This is a genomic window from Nocardioides luteus (assembly GCF_000960475.2).
Classification (GTDB): domain Bacteria; phylum Actinomycetota; class Actinomycetes; order Propionibacteriales; family Nocardioidaceae; genus Nocardioides; species Nocardioides luteus_A.
In genome coordinates, this window is the sequence record NZ_JZDQ02000001.1 from 148,285 (window position 1) to 168,394 (window position 20,110).

Here is a 20,110-nt window from a genome sequence, read left to right on the forward strand (position 1 = left end):
GTCAGGCCTCCTTGCCGTTCCAGTTCGGGTTCTCCCAGATGACCGTGCCGCCCATACCCAGGCCGATGCACATGGTGGTGAGGCCGTAGCGGACCTCGGGGCGCTCCTCGAACTGGCGGGCGAGCTGGATCATCAGCCGCACACCGGAGGAGGCCAGCGGGTGACCGAACGCGATCGCGCCGCCGTAGGGGTTGACCCGAGAGTCGTCCTCGGCGATGCCGAAGTGGTCCAGGAACGCGAGCACCTGGATCGCGAACGCCTCGTTGATCTCGAAGGCCTCGATGTCGTCGATCGTGAGACCGGCCTTGGCCAGCGCCTTCTCGGTCGACGGGATCGGACCGACGGCCATGACCTCGGGAGCGACACCGGCGAAGGCGTACGACACCAGCCGCATCTTGATCGGCAGCCCGAGCTCGCGTGCGACCTCCTCGGAGGCCAGCAGCGAGGCGGTGGCGCCGTCGTTGATGCCCGCCGCGTTGCCCGCGGTCACGCGGCCGTGCGGGCGGAACGGGGTCTTCAGCTTGGCCAGGTCCTCGGTGGTGGTGCCGGGACGCATCGGCTCGTCGGTGGTGGCCAGGCCCCATCCGTTCTCCGCGCTCCGCGTGGCGACGGGGACGAGGTCGGGCTGGATCTTGCCGTCGGCGTACGCCTTGGCAGCCAGCTCCTGGGAGCGGACGGCGAAGGCGTCGGTGCGCTCCTTGGTGATCGCCGGGTAGCGGTCGTGGACGTTCTCGGCGGTGTTGCCCATGACGAGCGCGCTCGGGTCGACCAGCTTCTCGGAGATGATCCGCGGGTTGGGGTCGACGCCCTCGCCCATGGGGTGGCGGCCCATGTGCTCGACACCGCCGGCGATGGCGACGTCGTAGGCACCGAACGCGATGCCGCCGGCGGTCGTGGTGACCGCGGTCATCGCGCCGGCGCACATCCGGTCGATCGCGTAGCCGGGCACGGACTGGGGGAGTCCGGCCAGGAGGCCCGCGGTGCGACCGATGGTCAGGCCCTGGTCACCGATCTGCGTGGTCGCGGCGATGGCGACCTCGTCGATCCGCTCGGGGGGAAGCTCGGGGTTGCGGCGCGTGAGCTCACGGATGAGCTTGACGACCAGGTCGTCGGCGCGGGTCTCGGCGTACTGGCCCTTGGCCTTGCCGAAAGGTGTGCGTACGCCGTCGACGAAGACGACTTCTCGCAGCTGTCGGGTCACCGTGTCACTCCATGTCGGTTGATGCGGGCACGGATGGTGCCCGGGACTTACATTACCCGCTGGTAACAACGGCTGCATCGAGGGGGAGGTCACATCGGCGGGTCGGGGGTGGTCGCCGCTCTCCGCGCGTCGGCTTGGGAATATCGTGGACGTCCAGAATGCTGCGCTGTCGTCATGTGGAAGCGTGTATTGAGAAGGTTGAGCCCCAGGGTCGAGATCCCGGGCGAGGCAATTGACGGCGGGGCCCCTGAGGTCCGTACGCAACGGGAGGAGGCACCGATGGCCGGATCACGACTGGTGCACATCGTGGACGACCTGCCCGAGGAGATCATCATGGCCGGTGGCGACCGGCTGCCGCTGGTGGTGGTCCTGGACGGATTCCTCGATGCGGGCAAGGCCTCCGAGCGGGCCGCGGCCCACCTGATCCAGACCTCGAGGCGAGCGCCCGTGGTGGCGACCTTCGACGTCGACGAGCTCCATGACTACCGGGCCCGCCGTCCGGCGATCTCGTTCGTCAGCGACCACTACGAGTCCTTCGACGCGCCGCGGCTGGTCGTCCGGCTGCTCAAGGACACCGGCGACACGCCCTACCTGCTGCTGCACGGCCCCGAGCCCGACAACCGCTGGGAGGCCTTCGCCGGTGCCGTACGCGAGGTCATCGAGCGCCTCGGCGTGACCGAGGTCATCTCGCTCACCTCGGTGCCGATGGCGGTGCCGCACACCCGGCCGCTGACCACGACCCGGCACGCCAACGACGCGGCGCAGGAGCTCTCCGGCCAGGTCTGGGAGAGCCCGTGGAAGGGCGAGATCCGGATCCCGGCCTCCGCCCAGGCGATGCTGGAGGTCCGGCTGGGGGAGTGGGGTCTGCCGGCCGGCGGCTACGTGGTGCACATGCCGCACTACCTCGCCCAGAGCGACTACCCGGCCGCCGCGGTCGTCCTCGTCGAGGAGCTCGAGCGTGCGGCCCGGCTGACGATCCCGGTCTCCGACCTGGAGGCCGAGGCGCAGCGCCGCGAGGAGGAGATCGCCTCCTACATCGAGGACAACGCCGAGGTGCGGGAGGTCGTGGCCGCTCTCGAGCAGCAGTACGACACCTTCCAGCGCGGCGAGGAGTCCGGGCGCTCTCTGCTGGCGCCCGACGAGCCGCTGCCGACCGGTGACGAGCTCGGCGAGCAGTTCGAGCAGTTCCTGGCCGGGCTCAACGGTCCCGACCCCGATGACGACCCTGAGAAGGATTGAGAGACACTCACTCCCATGACGACCGACGCCGTAGCGGCGGATCAGGCAGTGGCCGAGCTGGTGGGCGTGCTCGACCTGGTCGAGATCGACAAGGACCTCTTCCACGGTGCCACCACGACCCGCAACTCGCGCGGGCGCGCCTACGGCGGCCAGGTGGCCGCCCAGGCGCTGATGGCCGCGATCCGCTCAGCCGACCCGGCCTTCACCGTGCACTCGATGCACTCCTACTTCCTGCTGCCGGGTGATCCGTCCTACCCGATCGTCTACGAGGTCGAGCGGATACGCGACGGACGCTCCTTCGAGACCCGGCGCGTCCGCGCGCGGCAGAAGGGCCGCGACATCTACTACCTCACCGCCAACTTCCAGCGTGAGGAGACCGGCTTCGAGCACCAGGACGCGATGCCGGCCGTGCCGCCGCCCGAGAAGTGCATCGACTTCCTGAAGATGATGGCGGACTCGGGTTCACCCGAGGCGGTGTCGTTGGCTCGTGAGTGGGAGGCCGTCGAGGTGCGCGCCGTCGGCAACTCGCTGCTCGGCATCGAGCCCGACCCGGCCCGGCCCGCACAGCAGCGCCTGTGGATCCGGCTCGGCGCCTCGCTCCCCGACGATCCCGACATCCAGCGGGGCGCCTTCACCTGGGCCTCCGACATCTCGCTGCTCGGTGCCTCCCTGGCCGCCCACTCGCTGGACCACAAGGGCATCCAGATGGCCTCCCTGGATCACACGATCTGGTTCCACCGGCCGTTCCGCGCCGACGAGTGGTGGCTCTACGACCAGGAGAGCCCCTCGGCCTACGGCGGCCGCGGCCTCTCCATCGGGCGCGTCTTCACCGCCGACGGCATCCTGGCCGCCACGGTGGCCCAGGAGGGCCTCATCCGCCCGCCCCGCGCCTGATCCCTCGTCGAGTCGGCTGAATCTGACGGGATCCGGCGTCGAGTCGGCTCGTCATGACGAGCCGACTCGACGCGATTTTCGGTGAGGACGAGCCGATTCGGCGTACCTGTCTGATCGCATCTCGCAGTAGGCCAGCGCGCTATCGCACACCCTGGTTGCCTGCCGCGATAGCGCACCGAGGCGGCCGCTAGGGTGGCGGCGTGGATCAGATCACGGTGTACGAGAAGCCGACCTGCACGACGTGTCGGAACCTGTTCGTCCTGCTCAAGGAGGAGGGCATCGACTTCGAGAAGGTCGACTACCACGTGCTCGGCCTGCGGGCCGAGGAGGTCAAGGACATCCTGGCGAAGACCGGCCTGAGCGCTCGGGACGTGCTGCGCAAGCGCGAGCCGGTCTACAAGGAGCTGGACCTGGGCAACCGCGACCTCTCCGAGGACGAGCTGGTCGACCTGATGGTGAAGCACCCTGAGCTGATGCAGCGCCCGATCGTGCTCAAGGGCGACCGCGGCGTGCTGGCTCGGCCGATCGAGAAGGTGCGCGAGCTGTTCTGAGCCGCGTCAGGCGCGGAGCCGCTCGGCCGGCTGACCGGTGGTGCGGGTGATGAGGTCGACGTCGTTGTCGGCGTGGAGCACGGTGAGGTCGGCCTCCTCCGCGACCGCCGCGACGAGCAGGTCGGGCACCGACGGTGCCCGGTGACGGCCCTCGCGCAGCACGATGCGCTGGATCTCCAGCGCCCGCGCCTCCGTACGCGGCGTGAGGGTCGCCAGCGGCATGTGGATCACCGGGACGTCCTCGACGAGCTCGGACCATTCCCGCTCCGAGCGGGCCAGGTGGCCGATCTCGAGCAGGGTCGTGGTGGTGATGCGTACCTGTCCCAGCTCGATCAGCCGGGACCACTTATCGGCGTCGGGGCTGGAGGACATCCGGGCGAGCGCCGAGCGGTGCACCAGCCAGGGTCGAACTACGACCATGCGTCACGCATCAGACCCCGGTCGGCGAGCGGCGCGAACTTCGCGAAGTCGGCACCGGCCACGGGTCGCGCCGGGGGCAGCGGACGCAGCGCGTCGGGTGTGAACCACCGGCGGAGATACTCGTTGCGGGTGAGTCCGAGCCGCGTCGCCTCGGTGTCGATGCGCGCGAGCTCGTCATCCGAGAGGCCTCGGATCAGTACGTCGGACATGTCTGTCCACCTCCTGGTCGGGAGATGCTAGCCCAGAGCGGGCCGTCGAGGTGGGATCAGGGGCGGGTCGCGCGGTGGATCCAGGTGGACTCGACCTCCATGCCGACGTGGCGGTAGAGGTCGAGGGCGCCGGTGCGGGAGTCCGTCGACAACGTCGCGCGCGTCGCTCCATGGGCCCGGGCGGCGCCGAACGCGTCGGCGAGGAGAGCCTGGGCCAGACCCCGGTTGCGCTGGTCCTTGCGGGTGGCGAGCTTGCTGACGTACCCCTCCCGGCCGTCCTCGGTCATCACCAGCACCGCGGCGGCGACCACGGCGCCGTCCGGGCCGGTGACGACGCGGATGTTCCACGGCTCGGCGCCGGGACGCTCGACGACGGTGGCGACCCAGTCGGCGAAGGGTTCCCGCTCCCGCTCGGACCACTCCAGGAACGCGTCCTCGATCACGGTCCACACCTGCTCGTGGTCCTGCGCGGTGGCAGCCCTGATCGCGTACGCATCGGGCAGATCTCGCACCGGGATCACCGCGTCCTCGGGCAGCGCCAGGACCCAGGACTCCCAGCGTGGGAACCAGCCCAGCGACTCCAGCAGCCGGTCGCCGGGCGAGCCCTGGGGGACCGGCATGCCGATGACCGGCTCGCCGAGCTCGGCCGCGCGGGCGCTGATCCAGGCGGCCAGGGCGGTGCCGATCCCGCGGCCCCAGTGGTCGGGGTGGACGGCTGCGTCGGCCCGGGCGCCGCCGGAGCACTCGGCGTAGCCGACGAGCTCACCGGTCGGTGCGAGGACACCGACGGTGGTCGCGCCGACGTCGAAGGAGGGCCGCTGCCAGTCGGCGACGATGTCGGCCTCCTCGATGTGGACCTCGCCGATGGTGGCCAGCTCGTTCGCCGCCATCACGCGGGTCACGGCGCCGGCGTCGGCGAGTGTCAGCGGGCGCTCCGAGAAACCCGTGGAGAGCGGAAGCGGGGCAGGCATGCGAGCACCGTCTCACCTGCGAGACCTCGCTCGCCACGGGTTAAATCGGCTGGATCACAGCGCGGTCGTACGCCCCACCAGGTGCAGCGTGTCCGAGCCGCGCTTGTGGAGCGAGAAGTCGTAGCCGTCCAGGTGCTTCAGCGACCCGAACGCGACCGAGGAGGGCAGGAAGACAGGCTTCTTGAACGCCACGTCCACGCGCACCGCGCCCGGGAGCCGGTTCTCCAGTGCGGCGATGCAGCGTGCCTTCGTCCACATCCCGTGAGCGATCTGCCGCTTGAACCCGAGGGCCTTCGCGGTCAGCGGGTAGAGGTGGATCGGGTTGTAGTCGCCGGCGACCTTGGCGTAGCGCCGCCCGAGGTCGGCCTTCAGCGGGAAGACCGGACCGGACGGATCGACCTCGATGAGGTCGGACTTCCACGAGACGTCGGGGTTGCGCTCGCCGCGTACGAGGTACGTCGAGGTGGACTCCCACACGACCTCGCCCTCGACGGTGGCGACGGTGAGGAACCGGTAGGCCTTGCCGACGGGGTGCGGCTCGGGCTGCCCCACGGTGGCGGTGACCGCGACGGCCTCGCCGACGGAGATCGGGCGGTAGCCGCTGATCGAGTTCTCGATGTGGACCATGCCCATCGCGGGCGAGGGGAAGTCCGGCGAGGACATCAGCGCCATGTGCAGCGGGAAGGCCAGCATGTGCGGGTAGGGGAGCGGCACGGTGTCCTTGATCGGGAAGCCGCACAGCTCGGCGTAGGCGTCGACCGCGGCGCGGTCGAGCTCGACCGGCTCGCGGGTGAGGCTGAGCTCCTCGTAGGCGACGCCCGTCTTCTTGATCCCCGGGAGCGCGTTGATGCCCGGGATGGCGGGAAGGGCCGCCCGGACGAGCAGGCCAGGACCGGACTTACCGGTGAAGATGTCGCTCATCACGCGCCCAGCATCATCTGGCCGCAGACCCGCACGACGTTGCCGTTGACAGCGGTGGAGGCGGGCGAGGCGTACCAGGCGATGGTCTCGGCGACGTCGACCGGCAGGCCGCCCTGGGCCATCGCGTTGAGCCGCTGGCCGACCTCACGCGTCGCGAACGGGACCGCGGCGGTCATCTGGGTGATGATGAAGCCCGGGGCGACGGCGTTGATGGTGATGCCGTCGGGGAGCTCCTCGGCCAGCGAGTCGACGAAGCCGATGACCGCGGCCTTCGAGGCGCCGTAGGAGGTCTGGCCGACGTTGCCGGCGATGCCGGCGATCGAGGAGACGCCGATGATGCGGCCGTTGGGGCGGATCAGCTTCTGCTCGAGCAGCTCGGCGGTGATCCGCTCGGGGGCGCTGATGTTGATCTCCAGCACCGTGCCGAAGCGGTCGGGCTTCTGGTTGGCGAGCTTCTTGTCGAGGGTGACGCCGGCGTTGTGGACGACGATGTCGACGCCGCCGAACTTCTCCTGGAGGTAGGAGGCGATCGTGGCGGGAGCGTCCTCGGCGGTGATGTCGGTGGTGATGTAGTCGGGGGTGACCTTCTTCAGGTCCTCCTCGGCCGGCGGGATGTCGAGGCCGACGACGGTCGCGCCGTCGCGCTGCAGGACCTTGGCGATCTCCTCGCCGATGCCGCGCGCGGCGCCGGTGACGAGCGCTACCTTGCCGGTGAGCGGCTTCTTCGGGTCGACCTGCTCTGCGGCGGGGGAGGCGTTCTTGGTGCCGATCCGCACGACCTGGCCGGAGACGTAGGCGCTCTTCGGGGAGAGCAGGAAGGCCAGCGTCGAGAGCAGCGAGCCCTCGAAGCCCTCGGCGACGTAGACCAGCTGCACGGTGCCGCCCTTGCCGATCTCCTTGCCGAGGCTGCGGGTGAACCCCTCCAGCGCACGCTGGGCGACCCGCTCGGCGCCCTTGACCTGCTCGGGCGGGGTGCCGATCACGACCACGCGGGGGTTGTTCTCCAGGCTGCGCAGCACCGGGGTGAAGAACTCCTGCAGGGCGACCAGCTCGGTCGTCGAGGTGAGGCCGGTGGCGTCGAAGACGAGGCCCTTGAAGCGGGCGCCCGCCGCTGCGGTGTCGGTCGAGGCGATGTCCAGCTCGCCGAGGAGGCCGCCCAGGGACTCGGCCAGACGACCACGGCCGCCGGTGAGGACGGTGCCCTTCGCGAGCGGGGCGCCGGCTGCGTACCGCTCGAGCTTGGCGGGGCTCGGCAGCCCGAGGTTCTTGACGAGGACCTTGCCGATCGCCGACTGGGTGAAGCTCTGGTACTTGTCGCTCATGGTCTGCTCTGATCCTTCTGGACGTGGTCTCTGAGGCGTACGTTGGTATGTTACTGGCCAGTTGTAACTACAGGTGTAACTCGGTGTCCACTTTTCGTGATCTCCCTGACATACCCTTCTCCAAAGAGCTTCATCAGACAAGGATGAACACTATGACCACTGCTCAGGCAAAGCGCCGTGTCGCCATCGTCGGCGGCAACCGCATTCCTTTCGCGCGTTCCAACGGTGCGTACGCGACCGCCTCCAACCAGGAGATGTTCACCGCCGTCCTCGACGGCCTCGCCGCCCGCTTCGGCCTGGAGGGCGAGCGCATCGGCGAGGTCGCCTCCGGTGCGGTGCTCAAGCACTCGCGTGACTTCAACCTGACCCGCGAGTCGGTGCTCGGGTCGAAGCTGGCTCCCGAGACGCCCGCCGTCGACCTGCAGCAGGCCTGCGGCACCGGCCTCCAGGCGGCGACCTACATCGCCAACAAGATCGCCCTCGGTCAGCTCGACTCCGGCATCGCCGGCGGCACCGACACCACCTCGGACGCGCCGATCGCGCTGGGCGAGAAGCTCCGCAAGGTCCTGCTCGAGGCCAACCGCGCCAAGACCAACGTCGACCGGATCAAGGCCTTCGCCAAGCTCCGCCCGGCCGACATCATCCCCAACATCCCGGCCAACGTCGAGCCGCGCACCAAGCTCTCCATGGGTGAGCACGCCGCGCTGACCGCGCTCGAGTGGGGGATCACGCGTGAGGCCCAGGACGAGCTGGCCGCGGCGTCCCACCAGAAGCTGGGCGCCGCGTACGACGCCGGCTGGTTCGAGGACCAGATCACTCCGTACCGCGGCCTGGAGAAGGACAACAACCTCCGTCCGGGCTCGACCGTCGAGAAGCTCGCGACCCTCAAGCCGGTCTTCGGCGTGAAGGGCGAGAACCCGACCATGACGGCCGGCAACTCCACCCCGCTGACCGACGGCGCCTCGGCGGTGCTGTTCGCGAGCGAGGAGTGGGCCGCTGCCAAGAACCTTCCGGTCCTGGCCTACTTCGTCGACGCCGAGGTCGCCGCTGTCGACTACGTCGCCGGAGGCGAGGGCCTCCTGATGGCCCCCGCCTACGCCGTCCCGCGCCTCCTCGCCCGCAACGGCCTCACCTTCGACGACTTCGACTTCTTCGAGATCCACGAGGCGTTCGCGTCGCAGGTCCTCTCCACCCTGGCGGCCTGGGAGTCCCCGGACTTCTGCAAGGACAAGCTCGGCCTCGACGCCCCGCTCGGCACCGTCCCGCGCGAGAAGCTCAACGTCAAGGGCTCCTCGCTCGCCGCCGGCCACCCCTTCGCCGCCACCGGCGGCCGGATCATCAACAACCTCGCCAAGCTGCTCGACGAGAAGGGCTCCGGCCGCGGCCTGATCTCCGTCTGCGCCGCCGGCGGCCAGGGCGTCGTCGCCATCCTGGAGAAGTAGACCCCCTGCCGAGGCGTCACTCCCGTCGGCCGAGTTGGCACCTGGTTGCCAACTCGGCCGACGTATGTGACGGCTCGGCCGACGTACCTGACCCTGTGGGACGCCGCATCGCCGAGGCGTCGCTCCGGTCGCTCGAGGTGTCGCCGCCGCCGGCCGAGATGGCATCTCGCTGCCACCTCGGCCGACGTACGTGAGGTTTCGGCCGACGTACGTGACCTTTCCGTCGAGACGTCGCTTCGGTCGGCCGAGTTGGCACCCGACTGCCAAGTCGGCCGGCGTGGGCGACGCTTCGACCGGCGTACGTGACGCCTCGGCCGACGGGAGTGACGCCTCGGCGATGGGCTACTTGGACGTGAGGGCCAGGGCAGAGGTGACGAGGAAGTCGCGGACCTGGTCGGGGGAGACGGAGCCGACGGTGGGTACGCCGGGGGCGGACTCGGAGACGAGGATGCCGACGCGGGCGAGCTGGAGGGCGCCGAGGCCGGAGGCGTAGAGGGTGTTGGCGAGCAGGTTGGCGTCCTTGACGTGGAGCTCGCCGGAGGCGGCGCCGTCCTCGAAGACGGTGGTGAGGATGGTGAGGCAGCCGTTCATGGCGCGGCCGAGGCGGAACAGGGCGCTCTCGGAGAGCTCGTCGAACAGGTCGGAACCGCTGCGGCGCATCAGGGTCTGGGCGCAGTCGACGAAGGCGGGATGCTCGATCCCGTAGTCGACGAAGGTGCCGACGACGTCGCGGACCACGTCCGTGGGCGCGCTGTCGCCCTCGGTCGCGATCAGCATCCGCTCGCGGAGCTCGTCGAGGTAGCCGACCAGGGTCAGCGCGAAGATCTCGTCCTTGCCGGTGAAGTGCCGGTAGACGATCGCGCGGTTGATCCCGACCGCCTTGGCGATGTCCTCGATCTGGGCGTCGCTCACCCCGCGCTCGTCGAAGAGCTTGCGGGTGGCCGCGACGATGTCGGCCTCGCGGGCGCGGCGCCGGGCGGCGGCGGCCGAGCGGCGGCCGTCCGAGGCGGATCCGGAGGTGCTTGGTCGGGTGCTCACAGGCACACTGTACGCGGTGTGCAACTCGGAGTTGCACCATGAGTGTCTGTCCTCACACGTCTCAGCGGAGCAAGGCGCTCCGCGCGCCGGCGACATCGTCGGTCGTGACGTAGTCGACCCCGGCCACCGCGGCGCGGAGAACGGCCGCGGTGCCCACCGCAGGCCAGGTCCCGACCTTGGCGCCCTGACGGTGATAGCGGTCGACGAGGGCGGCGTCGAGCACCCTGGTGTGGAGGTGCACCTGGGCGAAGCCGGGGCCGTAGAGGTCCGCGGGGTCGGGCTCGTCCTTGACGGCGACCTTCTCCATCCCGGTCCTCTCGACCCCGGGGAAGTCGAAGTAGCTCGCCTCGAAGCTCATGAAGATCGCCTTGTCGCCGTGGCCCTTCCGGGAGACCCAGCCGGGACGTAGCGAGACGACCGTGCGGTAGAGCGCGCGCATCTCGGCGGCGCTCTCGCCCTTGAGCTCGACCACGAGCCGCACGCGGTGCCCGTCGAGCCGCTCGGCCGCCTCGATGGCATCGAAGGTCTCCTCGATGGTCGGCACCCGGACCCCGCGGAACTGCGGACCCATCCACGAGCCCGCGTCGAGCGACTTCACCTCGGCGAGCGTGAACTCGCGGGGGCTCGCGTCCTGCCGGTCGGGGAAGCGGGTCTCGACGTCGGTGGTGCGCCGGAAGTCGCCGTCGTGAAGCAGTACCCACCGGCCGTCCGCGGTGGGCTGGAAGTCCATCTCGATGAAGTCGGCCCGCTGTCGCACCGCGCTGCGGAACGCGTCGAGGGTGTTCTCCGGATAGTTGAGCGAGTCGCCGCGCCACGCCATCACGCCGACCGGTCCGCTCCCGATGGCGTAGACGGCCGCCGACGGCCCCGCGACCGCTGGTGCGCCGTGATGCGCGTGGGCGACCGCCCGGAACCGCGTCTTCCCCACGGCCCGGGTCCTGAAGACGTACGTCGCGTGGCCGGTCGCGTCGGTGGTGAGCCGGGTGAGGTTCCTCCAGCCCTTGCCGCTGTCGCCCTGCAGGGTGAGCACCCTGCCGGGGCGGGCCGGAGCGGCGAAGACGGTGAGCCGCACCGCGCTGCCGGCGCGTACGGACCTCGGCACGCTGGTCGTGACGGTCTGCGGCTGCCCGAAGAGCGTACGCGGCGCGGTGACCCGCGCCCGCCAGCCGCGCCCCTCGCGCTTGATGCCGTAGGCCAGGACGCGCCACCGCGTCCGCACCGACGACGACTGGGTCACCTCGAAGGAGTAGTCGCCCGACCTCTCGACGGTCTGCTTCTGGACGACCCGCCATCCGTCCTCGCCATAGCTCTGCAGGCGCACCACCCGCCGCACGCTCGGGCCCAGCGAGCCGCTCAGCGTGAAGGTCTCCCGCTGGATCGGCCGCGCGACGCTCGAGGTCGGGGCCGCCGCAGTGACCGGCTCGGCAGCTGCGGCGGCTTCAGGCGCAGGGGAGGACGCGGCCAGACCGAGGACCATCACCAGCGCTGCGAGCAGCGTGGCGAACCGGGCATGAGGGGGCATGCGCAGTGAGGTTAGGGGATTGCTGAACCGAGCCATAAACCGGTATCCCGATAGTGTTAATCGAGAAAGCGTTGCACGGTCTCGATCGTGTCTGCCTCGGCAGCTGTCTTGTCGTCGCGATAGCGCACCACGCGGGCGAACCGGAGCGCGACACCGCCGGGATAGCGGGTCGAGCGCTGCACCCCGTCGAAGGCGATCTCGACCACCTGCTCGGGCCTGACCTGGACCGCCCAGTCGCTGTGCGGGTCGGTCAGGGCGAGCTCGGTGAACCGCTCGGTCTGCCAGGCCAGCATCTGGTCGGTCATCCCCTTGAACGTCTTGCCGATCATCACGAACCCGTCCGGCCCGCGCGCGCCGAGGTGGATGTTGGAGAGCCAGCCCTTACGGCGGCCCGAGCCCCACTCGATGCCGATGACGACCAGGTCGAGGGTGTGGACCGGCTTGACCTTGATCCAGCCCGAGCCGCGCCGCCCCGCCTCCCAGGGCAGGCCGACTCCCTTGACGACGACGCCCTCGTGGCCGGCGGAGAGCACATCGGTCGCGAACTGCTCGGCTGCCTCGGTGTCCACGGTGACCAGCCGTGGGGAGCGATGCCGCTCGGGGACGATCCGGTCGAGCTCGGCGAGGCGCTGGTCGAGCGCTACGTCGATGAGATCGCGACCGTCGACGTGGAGGATATCGAAGAAGTAGGGCGACACGACCGCGTCGGCGGCCGACCGGGTCGCGGTGCGCGAGGCGGTCTCCTGGAACGGCCGGGGACGCCCGTCCGGGCCCACCGTCATGGCCTCGCCGTCCAGCACGAGCGTGTCGGCGGGGAAGGAGGCGACGATCTCCGCCACCTCGGGCAGCCGGGCGGTGATGTCCTCGAGGGTGCGGGTCGCGATGCGTACCTCCGAGCCGGACTTGTGAGCCTGGATCCTGATCCCGTCGAGCTTGGTGTCGACCACGACCGGCTCGCCGAGCTTGGCCATGGCCTCCTCGACCGAGCCGGCCGAGGAGGCGAGCATCGGCAGCACGGGCCGGCCGACCACCAGCCCGACGTCGGCGAGCGCCTCCTCGCCGTCGAAGGCGAGCCCCGCGACCACCACGGTCGAGCCGGCGAGCATCGCGGCGCGGCGTACGGCCGGCAACGGCACCCCGGCGGCGACGGCCAGCGCCTCCTGGACCAGCGAGTCGAGCGCCCCCTGGCGCACCTCTCCGGTGACCACGGCTCGGAGCCACACCTGCTCGGCGGTGGTCGCGGCGCCGAAGAGCGCGTCGGCCTCGGCCGCCCGGGCGACCTGCGAGCCCGATCCCGACAGCCGCGACATCCTCTCGAACGCCTCGTGCACCTCGCTCACCGTCAGCGACGCCTCGGCGGCAGGGGGCGGGAGCGCGGTGAGGGAACGCCATCCCAGTCCCGTACGCCGCTGCAGCAGCGATCCGCTGAGATAGGCCGTCACCACCGGCAGCTCGTTGCGCGTGGCCGCGCCGAGGCACTCGGCCAGCGCGGCGACCTTGGCCTTCCGTGACCGGGTCGCTGCGACGGCGTTCGAGGTGGAGACGATGTCGGCGAGCAGCATGTCTCCAGTGAACATCACTCCGCCGACATTTCCCCGGGACCAGTCAGTGCGATGGCTCCACGTGCCTCTCCGGGTCCCGCCCGAGGAGGCGTAGCGCGTCGCCCCAGGAGTCCTCGCCGTTCTCGGCGAGCGGTGCGGCGAAGACCGGCGTACCGCCCGGCCTGGCCGCGATCTGCCGGGCCATCTCGAGGACCACGATGACCGTGGCCTCCGAAGGCCGGTAGTCGCGCCCGAGCGCCGTCGCGACGTCCCAGGCATGTATGGCGGCATCGAGCAGCTGCATCCCGAGCGCGACCTTCACCGTCGGCCGGAAGCCGAACTCCGCGAGATGGATCGTCGCCTCCGGGGCGGCGGCGCCGAACGCCTCGCGCACCCGGGTGGCCGACTCCTGCCACCGGTCGGCGAGGTCCTCGGCCGTCACCGGCACGGACGCGTACGCAGCGACCGGCGCGTCGCCCTCGGCGACCGCGGCCGCGAAGCCGAGGTTCTGGCCGACCATGTGGCCGAACAGATCCGCGAGGTCCCAGCCGGCACATGGGGTGGAAAGGCTCAGATCACCGGCCCGGGAGGCGAGCGAGCCGGTCTCGTCGAGGGCCAGGTCGTACTCCGCGAGCATCTCGAAAAAAGTAAGCATACGTTGATCGTAAGCAGAGGTAGATCATATGTCGAACGGTTAAGATCCTGCGGTGGATCGACCCGAGCTCGGCTTCCTGCTGTCCCGACTGCTGCGTGAGGTGATGGCCCGCGAGAAGCCGATCCTCGACGCCGCGGGGCTGGAGATGTGGGACTACGCGGTGCTGACCGCGCTGGCCGAGTCGGACGCTCCCACGCAGGCACAGCTCGCCGCGACCACCGGTCGTGACAAGACCCGGCTGATCGGCAACCTGGACCGCCTCGAGGCCGAGGGACTGGTCCGGCGAGCGCCCGACCCGGCCGACCGCCGCAACCGGATCGTGTCCCTGACCCCGGCAGGCTCTGACGTCCTCCGCCGCTGCCGCGACGCCATCGGAGCGATGGAGACCGAGCTGCTGGCCGATCTCGACGCGACCGACCGGACCGGGTTCGAACGGGCGCTGACCGCTCTCGTCGAGAACGACCGCTGAGGCGCCCGGCCTATCCTCGCCCCATGTCGCCTGTCGCCGCCCGCACCTGGATCGAGTCCGAGCTGCCTGCCCTGCTGGCCCGTCATCGCGTGCCCGCGGCGGCCGTCGGGGTGCTCCAGGACGGCCAGGTCGTCGACCACGCGAGCGGCATCCTCAACCTCGACACCGGCGTGGAGGCGACCACCGACTCGCTCTTCCAGGTCGGCTCGATCACCAAGCTGTGGACCACCGACCTGGTGATGCAGCTCGTCGACGACGGCTCGATCGACCTCGATGATGCGATCACGCGCCATCTGCCGGACTTCACGGTCGCCGACGAGGAGGCGACCCGGACGATCACCGTCCGCCAGCTGCTCTCCCACACCGCAGGCTTCGAGGGTGACGTCTTCACCGACCACGGACCCGGCGACGACGCGGTCGAGCGGTTCGTCGCCTCGATGGGCGACCTGCCGCAGATCTTCGCGCCGGGGGAGCGGTTCTCCTACTCCAACGCGGGCTTCGCCGTGCTCGGCCGCCTCGTCGAGGTCGTCCGCGGGATCACCTGGGACCGTGCCCTCTACGAGCACCTCGCCGCCCCGCTGGGCCTCGCCCACATCGCCACCACGGCCTATGACGCGATCAGGTTCCGCACCGCGATGGGCCACATCGACCCCGGTCCCGACCACATCCTGCGCCCGGGACCGGCCTGGGGGATGGCCCGCGCCAGCGGCCCGGTCGGCGCGATGCTCTCGATGCGCGTACGCGACCTGCTCGGCTTCGCCGCCATGCACCTGGCCGGGGGCGTGGCCGCCGATGGCACCCGCGTCGTCTCGGCGGCCTCCTGCGCCGACGTCCTCACCCGGCAGGTCGACCATCCCGCCTCCACCCGTTCCGACGGCCGCGGTCTGGGCTGGTCCCTCGACGACACCCGACAGGGGATCGTGGGTCACGACGGTCAGACGATCGGGCAGTCGGCGTTCTTCCGGATGGTGCCCGAGCACGGCCTGGCGGTCGCGCTGCTCACCAACGGCGGCGACACCTACGGCCTCTACCACGACGTCGTCGGCCATCTGCTCCACGAGCTCGCCGGCGTACGCATCACCCCGGACCCGGTGCCACCCGAGCAGCCGCCGGCCGGTTTCGACGCCGACCGCCTGCTGGGCACCTACCGGGCCCGGATCGTCGACTGGACGCTCCGCAAGGAACCCGACGGCCGGCTGTGGGTCGAGGAGATCCCCGGTCCCGAGGCGGCCGCCGTCGGCGACGAGCCGCAGACCTACGAGGTCCTCCCGTACGCCGTCGACCAGGTCGTCACCGCCGACGCCCTGCACGGCGCCCACCACGTCTTCGGGTTCACCGGCAGCGACTCGGCAGGACGTGCGACGCATCTGACGACGAGCCGGGTCTTTCCGCGGGCTAACCTCGACTCATGAGCGAGCGCCAGCGAGCGGCCATGGGCCTCAGGCCGCCGCCTCCGTACTCTTCGCTCTGCCCTACGGAGGCGGCGGCATGAGCGCTCAGCGGACGGTCCGTCCCGGCTATGCGGTGGGACTGGCCTCCATGCTGCGGCCGCTTCGGCGCGGGCTCGGGGACCCGACGTACAAGATCCTCGGCGACGACCACTGGCGAGCCGTCCGTACGCCACACGGCCCCGCCACGCTGAGGCTGCGCCAGCGCGACACCGAGGTCGAGTCCGAGGCGTGGGGCGAGGGCGCCGAGTGGGCCCTGGAGCAGCTTCCCGCTCTGCTGGGGGCCGAGGACCGCCCCGAGGAGTTCCGCACCGACGACCCGCTGCTCGCGACGCTGCTGGAGCGCTTCGAGGTGCCGCGCTTCGGGCGCACCGGGCTGATGATGGAGGCGCTGGTGCCCTCGATCATCGAGCAGAAGGTGACCAACAACGAGGCGTTCCGCGGCTTCGGCAACCTGGTCAGGCGCTTCGGCGAGGTCGCGCCCGGCCCGGGCGCGGACCACGGGCTGCGCCTGCAGCCGTCACCGGAGACGCTCCGTACGATCCCCAGCTGGGACTGGCTGCGCCTGCCCGTCGACCCGGCCCGCTCCAAGGCGGTCCTGCACGCGGCCCGGGTCGCGACCGCGGTCGAGCGGACCGCGAGCCTGCCCGGCGACGAGGTCGAACGACGGCTCACCACCATCCCCGGCGTCGGCGAGTGGACCGTCGCCGAGGTGCGGCAGCGCGCGCTCGGCGACCCGGACGCGGTCAGCTTCGGCGACTATCACCTCGCCAAGGACGTCGGGTGGGCGTTGACCAATGCGGCTTGGGACGACGAGCGGCTGCGGGAGTATCTGGAGAGGTTCCGGCCGCATCGGGCTCGCGTCGTGGCGTTGATCTATCGGGGGGCCGGGAAGAGGCCTCGGCGCGGTCCGAAGATGTCGCCTCGGACGCACTTGCCTTCTTGAGCTGCTGATTTACTGCCGAGTCGGCGCATCTGTCCCCTCTCGCTCGCTTCGCTTCGCGAGACACGGGGACAGATCCGCCGACTCGGCAGGCCTCGGGGTTGGTCCTCAGAGCAGGGGGCGGAGCGGGGTGAGGACCAGCTCGGTGAACTTGCGGTGGATGTCGCGGGCGGCCCACTCGTCGGAGGTCAGCTCGAGGGCGTTGGACTCGTCGCGGGAGAAGATCTCCTCCATCTGCTTGGCGACGTCGCGGTCGAAGATCTCCAGGTTGATCTCGTAGTTGCCGGTCAGCGAGAGCCGGTCGATGTTGGCGGTGCCGACGGTCGACCAGAAGCCGTCGACGGTGGCCGTCTTGGCGTGGATCATCGCGTCCTTGAACCGCAGGATCCGCACGCCGGAGTCGAGCAGCTGGGAGAAGTAGCCGCGCGAGATCCAGTCGACCACGACGTGGTTCGACTTCAGCGGCAGCAGGATGCGTACGTCGACCCCGCGCTGCGCCGCGGCCTTGAGTGCGGCGACGAAGTCCTCGTCGGGGACGAAGTAGGCGGTGGTCAGATAGATGTTGCGGGAGGCCCGGTTGATCGCCTCGAGGTACATCGAGCGGATCGGGAACATCCACAGCCGGGGTACGTTGCGGTGGAACCGGAGATCGGGGTCCCATGACGGCGCGGTCTCGATGAGCAGCGGGCCCTCGGTGCCGGTCCGGTGGGTCAACGGGTGCGGCCGTCGCCGGTTGAGGTTCCAGAAGTCGGCGAACGCGCGACGCAGGTCCCACACACCGGGCCCGGTGATCCGGACGTGGGTGTCGCGCCACTCGGTGGCGTACGCGGTGCCGATGTTGTAGCCGCCGACGAAGCCGACCGTGTCGTCGACGACCAGGATCTTGCGGTGGTCGCGGCCGTAGCGGGAGAGGTCGAAGAAGCGCCAGCCCGCCGCGTAGGTGGGGTAGCGCAGCACGTGCATGCCTTCGGGGAAGCGCTTGAAGCGGGCCGGCACCACGAGGTTGGCGAGCTCGTCGAAGATGCAGTAGACCTCGACGCCGCGCTCGGTCGCCTCGGCCAGCGCCTGCTTGAACCGGTTGCCGACCTCGTCGCCCTTCCAGATGTAGGTCTCGAGGAAGATCTGCTTCTTGGCGCCGTCGATGGCGGCGATCATGTCCTCGTAGAGGTCGTTGCCGAAGGTGTAGGTCGTCACCGTGCCGTCGCCGACGCTGTTGGTGCGCGGCGGGGTGACCGGGAACGGCTTGGCGCGCTTCCCGCGGCTGCGGTAAGCGTCGACGAGGCTCATCACGACGGCGAGCGCGATCGGCACGCCGAAGACGGCGAGGAGCAGGCGGCGTAGGAACCTCATGACGCCCCCCGGCGACAGTCTCATCACAGTTCCCAATCTAACCGGCTGATCGCGCCGAGACACACCGGTGCTGCGCGCCGCTCGACACCGATACCCGATGCCGATGATCCCAGCCGCTCCGAAGACCCTCGGACCAGCATGCGAGAACGCCCTTCACAGGCCTCGTCATCGTGTGGAGGATCCTGTGATCCCCGTCACCTACTGGCTGGTAAGTCGTTGGACCGAAATACCTCCCACCCTGTTCGCGGACATGTCCGGGGCGGGTCGTTGCCCTCGGAACTGAAACGTGTTCTACTACAGGCTTGAAACGTGAGCCGAGTCACAAGACGTCGCGGAAGGTCAAGGATGGCAGTGCAGTTCGCCTCGCTCGTCCGAGGTGTCGGCGGGATGGGTTTGATGACCGGAGAAGTCGTCAAGGGCACGTTCACGACCAAGTTCCAGACGAGGGAGTTCCTGGAGCAGGCCTGGTTCATCACCAGCGTCACGATGATGCCCGCGGTCCTCGTCTCGATCCCGTTCGGAGCGGTCATCTCCCTCCAGGTCGGCAATCTCGCCGGCCAGCTCGGCGCGCAGTCGTTCGCCGGTGCGACGGCCGTGCTCGCGGTGGTCAGGGAGGCGGCGCCGATGGCGGCGGCGCTGATCATCGCCGGGGCGGCCGGGTCGGCGATTTGCTCGGACATGGGTTCGAGAAAGATCCGTGAGGAGATCGACGCGATGGAGGTGCTGGGCATCGACCCGGTGATCCGGCTGGTGATCCCGCGAGTTCTCGCCTGTCTGTTCGTCTCGGTGATGATCAACGGCATCGTGATCGCGACCGGGATCGGTGGCGGCTACTTCTTCACCGTGATCGTCCAAGGTGGTTCGGCCGGTGCGTTCCTGTCGAGCTTCACCGCGCTGGCGAGCCTGCCGGACCTCTACATCTCGATGGTCAAGTCGGCGGTCTTCGGCTTCCTGGCGGCGATCATCGGCGCCTACAACGGCCTCAACGCGCAGGGCGGTCCCAGCGGCGTCGGCCGAGCGGTCAACGAGGCCGTGATCATCGCGTTCATGATGCTGTTCGTCCTCAACTCCATCATGACCGCGGTCTACTTCCAGATCGTTCCTCAGGACGGGTTGTGATCCCCCGGTGTCCAACACGCTCGCCCAGGTGGGCAACCAGATCGTCAAGGAGCAGCGCCAGGCCGTCGAGGGCTATGGCGACCAGCTGCTCTTCTACGCCAAGGCCCTGGCCTGGGCGCCCCGCACCATCCGCCGCTACAAGCGGGAGGTGCTCAACATCCTGGCCGAGGTCGCGTTCGGCGCCGGTGGCCTGACGATGATCGCCGGCACCGTCGGCGTGATCGCGTTCATGGCCTTCTTCGCCGGCTCCGAGGTCGGCATCCAGGGCTACGCCAGCCTGAGCCAGATCGGTGTCGCCAAGTTCTCCGCGTTCATCTCGGCCTTCTTCAACACCCGCGAGGTCGCGCCGCTGATCTCCTCGATCGCGCTGGCCGCGACCGTCGGCTGCGGCTACACCGCGCGCCTCGGCGCGATGCGCATCAGCGAGGAGATCGACGCGCTCGAGGCGATGGGCGTGCCGAGCCTGCCCTACCTGGTCACCACCCGGATGATCGCGGGCTTCCTGGCCGTCATCCCGCTCTACATCGTCGCCCTGTGCGCCTCCTACCTCAGCCCGCGGCTGATCACGACGCTGATGTACGGGCAGTCGGGCGGGACGTACGACCACTACTTCCTGGCGTTCCTGCCGCCGATCGACATCCTCTACAGCTTCCTCAAGCTGATCATCCTCGCGGTCGCGATCATCCTGATCCACTGCTACTACGGCTACACCGCCTCCGGCGGCCCGGCCGGCGTCGGCATCGCGGTCGGCAAGGCGATCCGTACGTCCATCGTCACCGTCGTCGTCGCCGACTTCTTCCTGAGCTTCGCGATCTGGGGCTCCACGACCACCGTCCGGATCACAGGATGAGGGCG

Annotated in this window: 20 protein-coding genes; 9 read left to right on the forward strand and 11 right to left on the reverse strand. The window is 69.9% G+C overall.

Annotated features, from left to right (window positions below):
* Position 1 precedes the first annotated feature (1 nt).
* On the reverse strand, positions 2-1,201 hold the full coding sequence (locus UG56_RS00775; RefSeq protein ID WP_045547190.1) for a thiolase family protein: 1,200 nt from the start codon (positions 1,199-1,201) through the stop codon (positions 2-4).
* Between the two features lie 279 nt (positions 1,202-1,480).
* Here UG56_RS00775 and UG56_RS00780 point away from each other — a divergent pair, with 279 nt between their 5' ends.
* The 3 genes from UG56_RS00780 to UG56_RS00790 all read left to right on the forward strand — a co-directional run bounded on the left by UG56_RS00780 (position 1,481) and on the right by UG56_RS00790 (position 3,885).
* Positions 1,481-2,440 (forward strand): proteasome assembly chaperone family protein, encoded by a 960-nt coding sequence (locus UG56_RS00780; RefSeq protein WP_045547189.1) that lies wholly within the window; start codon positions 1,481-1,483, stop codon positions 2,438-2,440.
* A gap of 15 nt (positions 2,441-2,455) precedes the next feature.
* Positions 2,456-3,334: an acyl-CoA thioesterase gene (locus UG56_RS00785; protein WP_045547188.1), complete on the forward strand. Its 879-nt coding sequence runs from the start codon at positions 2,456-2,458 to the stop codon at positions 3,332-3,334.
* Between the two features lie 200 nt (positions 3,335-3,534).
* Complete coding sequence (locus UG56_RS00790) at positions 3,535-3,885, forward strand: ArsC/Spx/MgsR family protein (protein WP_045547187.1); 351 nt, start codon at positions 3,535-3,537, stop codon at positions 3,883-3,885.
* 6 nt (positions 3,886-3,891) lie between these two features.
* Here UG56_RS00790 and UG56_RS00795 read toward each other — a convergent pair whose 3' ends face one another.
* The 5 genes from UG56_RS00795 to UG56_RS00815 are packed head-to-tail and all read right to left on the reverse strand — an operon-like array spanning position 3,892 to position 7,728.
* Positions 3,892-4,305, reverse strand: coding sequence for a PIN domain-containing protein (locus UG56_RS00795; RefSeq protein WP_045547186.1), 414 nt, complete (start codon positions 4,303-4,305; stop codon positions 3,892-3,894).
* Entirely contained in the window at positions 4,296-4,514 is a 219-nt protein-coding gene (gene vapB / locus UG56_RS29020) for a type II toxin-antitoxin system VapB family antitoxin (RefSeq protein ID WP_045547185.1), read from the reverse strand. Before vapB ends, UG56_RS00795 begins: the two co-directional genes overlap by 10 nt.
* A gap of 56 nt (positions 4,515-4,570) precedes the next feature.
* Positions 4,571-5,485, reverse strand: coding sequence for a GNAT family N-acetyltransferase (locus tag UG56_RS00805; protein ID WP_045547184.1), 915 nt, complete (start codon positions 5,483-5,485; stop codon positions 4,571-4,573).
* Positions 5,486-5,539: 54 nt separating this feature from the next.
* Complete coding sequence (locus tag UG56_RS00810) at positions 5,540-6,406, reverse strand: MaoC/PaaZ C-terminal domain-containing protein (RefSeq protein WP_045547183.1); 867 nt, start codon at positions 6,404-6,406, stop codon at positions 5,540-5,542.
* Positions 6,406-7,728: a 3-oxoacyl-ACP reductase gene (locus tag UG56_RS00815; protein WP_045547182.1), complete on the reverse strand. Its 1,323-nt coding sequence runs from the start codon at positions 7,726-7,728 to the stop codon at positions 6,406-6,408. The genes UG56_RS00810 and UG56_RS00815 overlap by 1 nt, the downstream gene beginning before the upstream one ends.
* A 152-nt stretch (positions 7,729-7,880) precedes the next feature.
* Between UG56_RS00815 and UG56_RS00820 the strand changes: the two genes are divergently transcribed.
* On the forward strand, positions 7,881-9,170 hold the full coding sequence (locus tag UG56_RS00820; protein WP_045547181.1) for an acetyl-CoA C-acetyltransferase: 1,290 nt from the start codon (positions 7,881-7,883) through the stop codon (positions 9,168-9,170).
* Positions 9,171-9,512: 342 nt separating this feature from the next.
* Here the strand turns inward: UG56_RS00820 and UG56_RS00825 are convergent, their stop codons facing one another.
* The 4 genes from UG56_RS00825 to UG56_RS00840 all read right to left on the reverse strand — a co-directional run bounded on the left by UG56_RS00825 (position 9,513) and on the right by UG56_RS00840 (position 13,926).
* Positions 9,513-10,208 carry a TetR/AcrR family transcriptional regulator gene (locus UG56_RS00825; RefSeq protein WP_256206368.1) on the reverse strand — a complete coding sequence of 232 codons (696 nt, stop codon included), beginning with the start codon at positions 10,206-10,208 and terminating at the stop codon, positions 9,513-9,515.
* Positions 10,209-10,269: 61 nt separating this feature from the next.
* Positions 10,270-11,730: a glycerophosphodiester phosphodiesterase gene (locus tag UG56_RS00830; RefSeq protein ID WP_052693642.1), complete on the reverse strand. Its 1,461-nt coding sequence runs from the start codon at positions 11,728-11,730 to the stop codon at positions 10,270-10,272.
* A 56-nt stretch (positions 11,731-11,786) separates the two neighbouring features.
* Entirely contained in the window at positions 11,787-13,292 is a 1,506-nt protein-coding gene (locus UG56_RS00835; protein WP_045549362.1) for an ATP-dependent DNA ligase, read from the reverse strand.
* A 43-nt stretch (positions 13,293-13,335) separates the two neighbouring features.
* Positions 13,336-13,926 carry a TIGR03086 family metal-binding protein gene (locus UG56_RS00840; RefSeq protein WP_045549363.1) on the reverse strand — a complete coding sequence of 197 codons (591 nt, stop codon included), beginning with the start codon at positions 13,924-13,926 and terminating at the stop codon, positions 13,336-13,338.
* A 52-nt stretch (positions 13,927-13,978) separates the two neighbouring features.
* Here UG56_RS00840 and UG56_RS00845 point away from each other — a divergent pair, with 52 nt between their 5' ends.
* From UG56_RS00845 to UG56_RS00855, 3 genes are all read left to right on the forward strand, one after another.
* Positions 13,979-14,395: a MarR family winged helix-turn-helix transcriptional regulator gene (locus UG56_RS00845; RefSeq protein ID WP_045549364.1), complete on the forward strand. Its 417-nt coding sequence runs from the start codon at positions 13,979-13,981 to the stop codon at positions 14,393-14,395.
* Positions 14,396-14,418: 23 nt separating this feature from the next.
* The gene (locus UG56_RS00850; protein ID WP_045549365.1) at positions 14,419-15,807 is read left to right on the forward strand and encodes a serine hydrolase domain-containing protein; all 1,389 of its coding nucleotides are present in this window, start codon (positions 14,419-14,421) and stop codon (positions 15,805-15,807) included.
* A gap of 76 nt (positions 15,808-15,883) precedes the next feature.
* Positions 15,884-16,789 (forward strand): DNA-3-methyladenine glycosylase family protein, encoded by a 906-nt coding sequence (locus UG56_RS00855; RefSeq protein WP_045549366.1) that lies wholly within the window; start codon positions 15,884-15,886, stop codon positions 16,787-16,789.
* Between the two features lie 105 nt (positions 16,790-16,894).
* On the opposite strand, the gene UG56_RS00860 is transcribed toward UG56_RS00855, so the two are convergent.
* Entirely contained in the window at positions 16,895-18,136 is a 1,242-nt protein-coding gene (locus UG56_RS00860) for a phospholipase D-like domain-containing protein (RefSeq protein WP_045549367.1), read from the reverse strand.
* 345 nt (positions 18,137-18,481) lie between these two features.
* On the opposite strand from UG56_RS00860, the gene UG56_RS00865 reads away from it, so the two are divergent.
* Both UG56_RS00865 and UG56_RS00870 read left to right on the forward strand, forming a co-directional pair.
* Positions 18,482-19,255 carry an MlaE family ABC transporter permease gene (locus UG56_RS00865; RefSeq protein ID WP_045549368.1) on the forward strand — a complete coding sequence of 258 codons (774 nt, stop codon included), beginning with the start codon at positions 18,482-18,484 and terminating at the stop codon, positions 19,253-19,255.
* Between the two features lie 7 nt (positions 19,256-19,262).
* Entirely contained in the window at positions 19,263-20,105 is an 843-nt protein-coding gene (locus UG56_RS00870) for an MlaE family ABC transporter permease (RefSeq protein ID WP_045549369.1), read from the forward strand.
* Positions 20,106-20,110 lie beyond the last annotated feature (5 nt).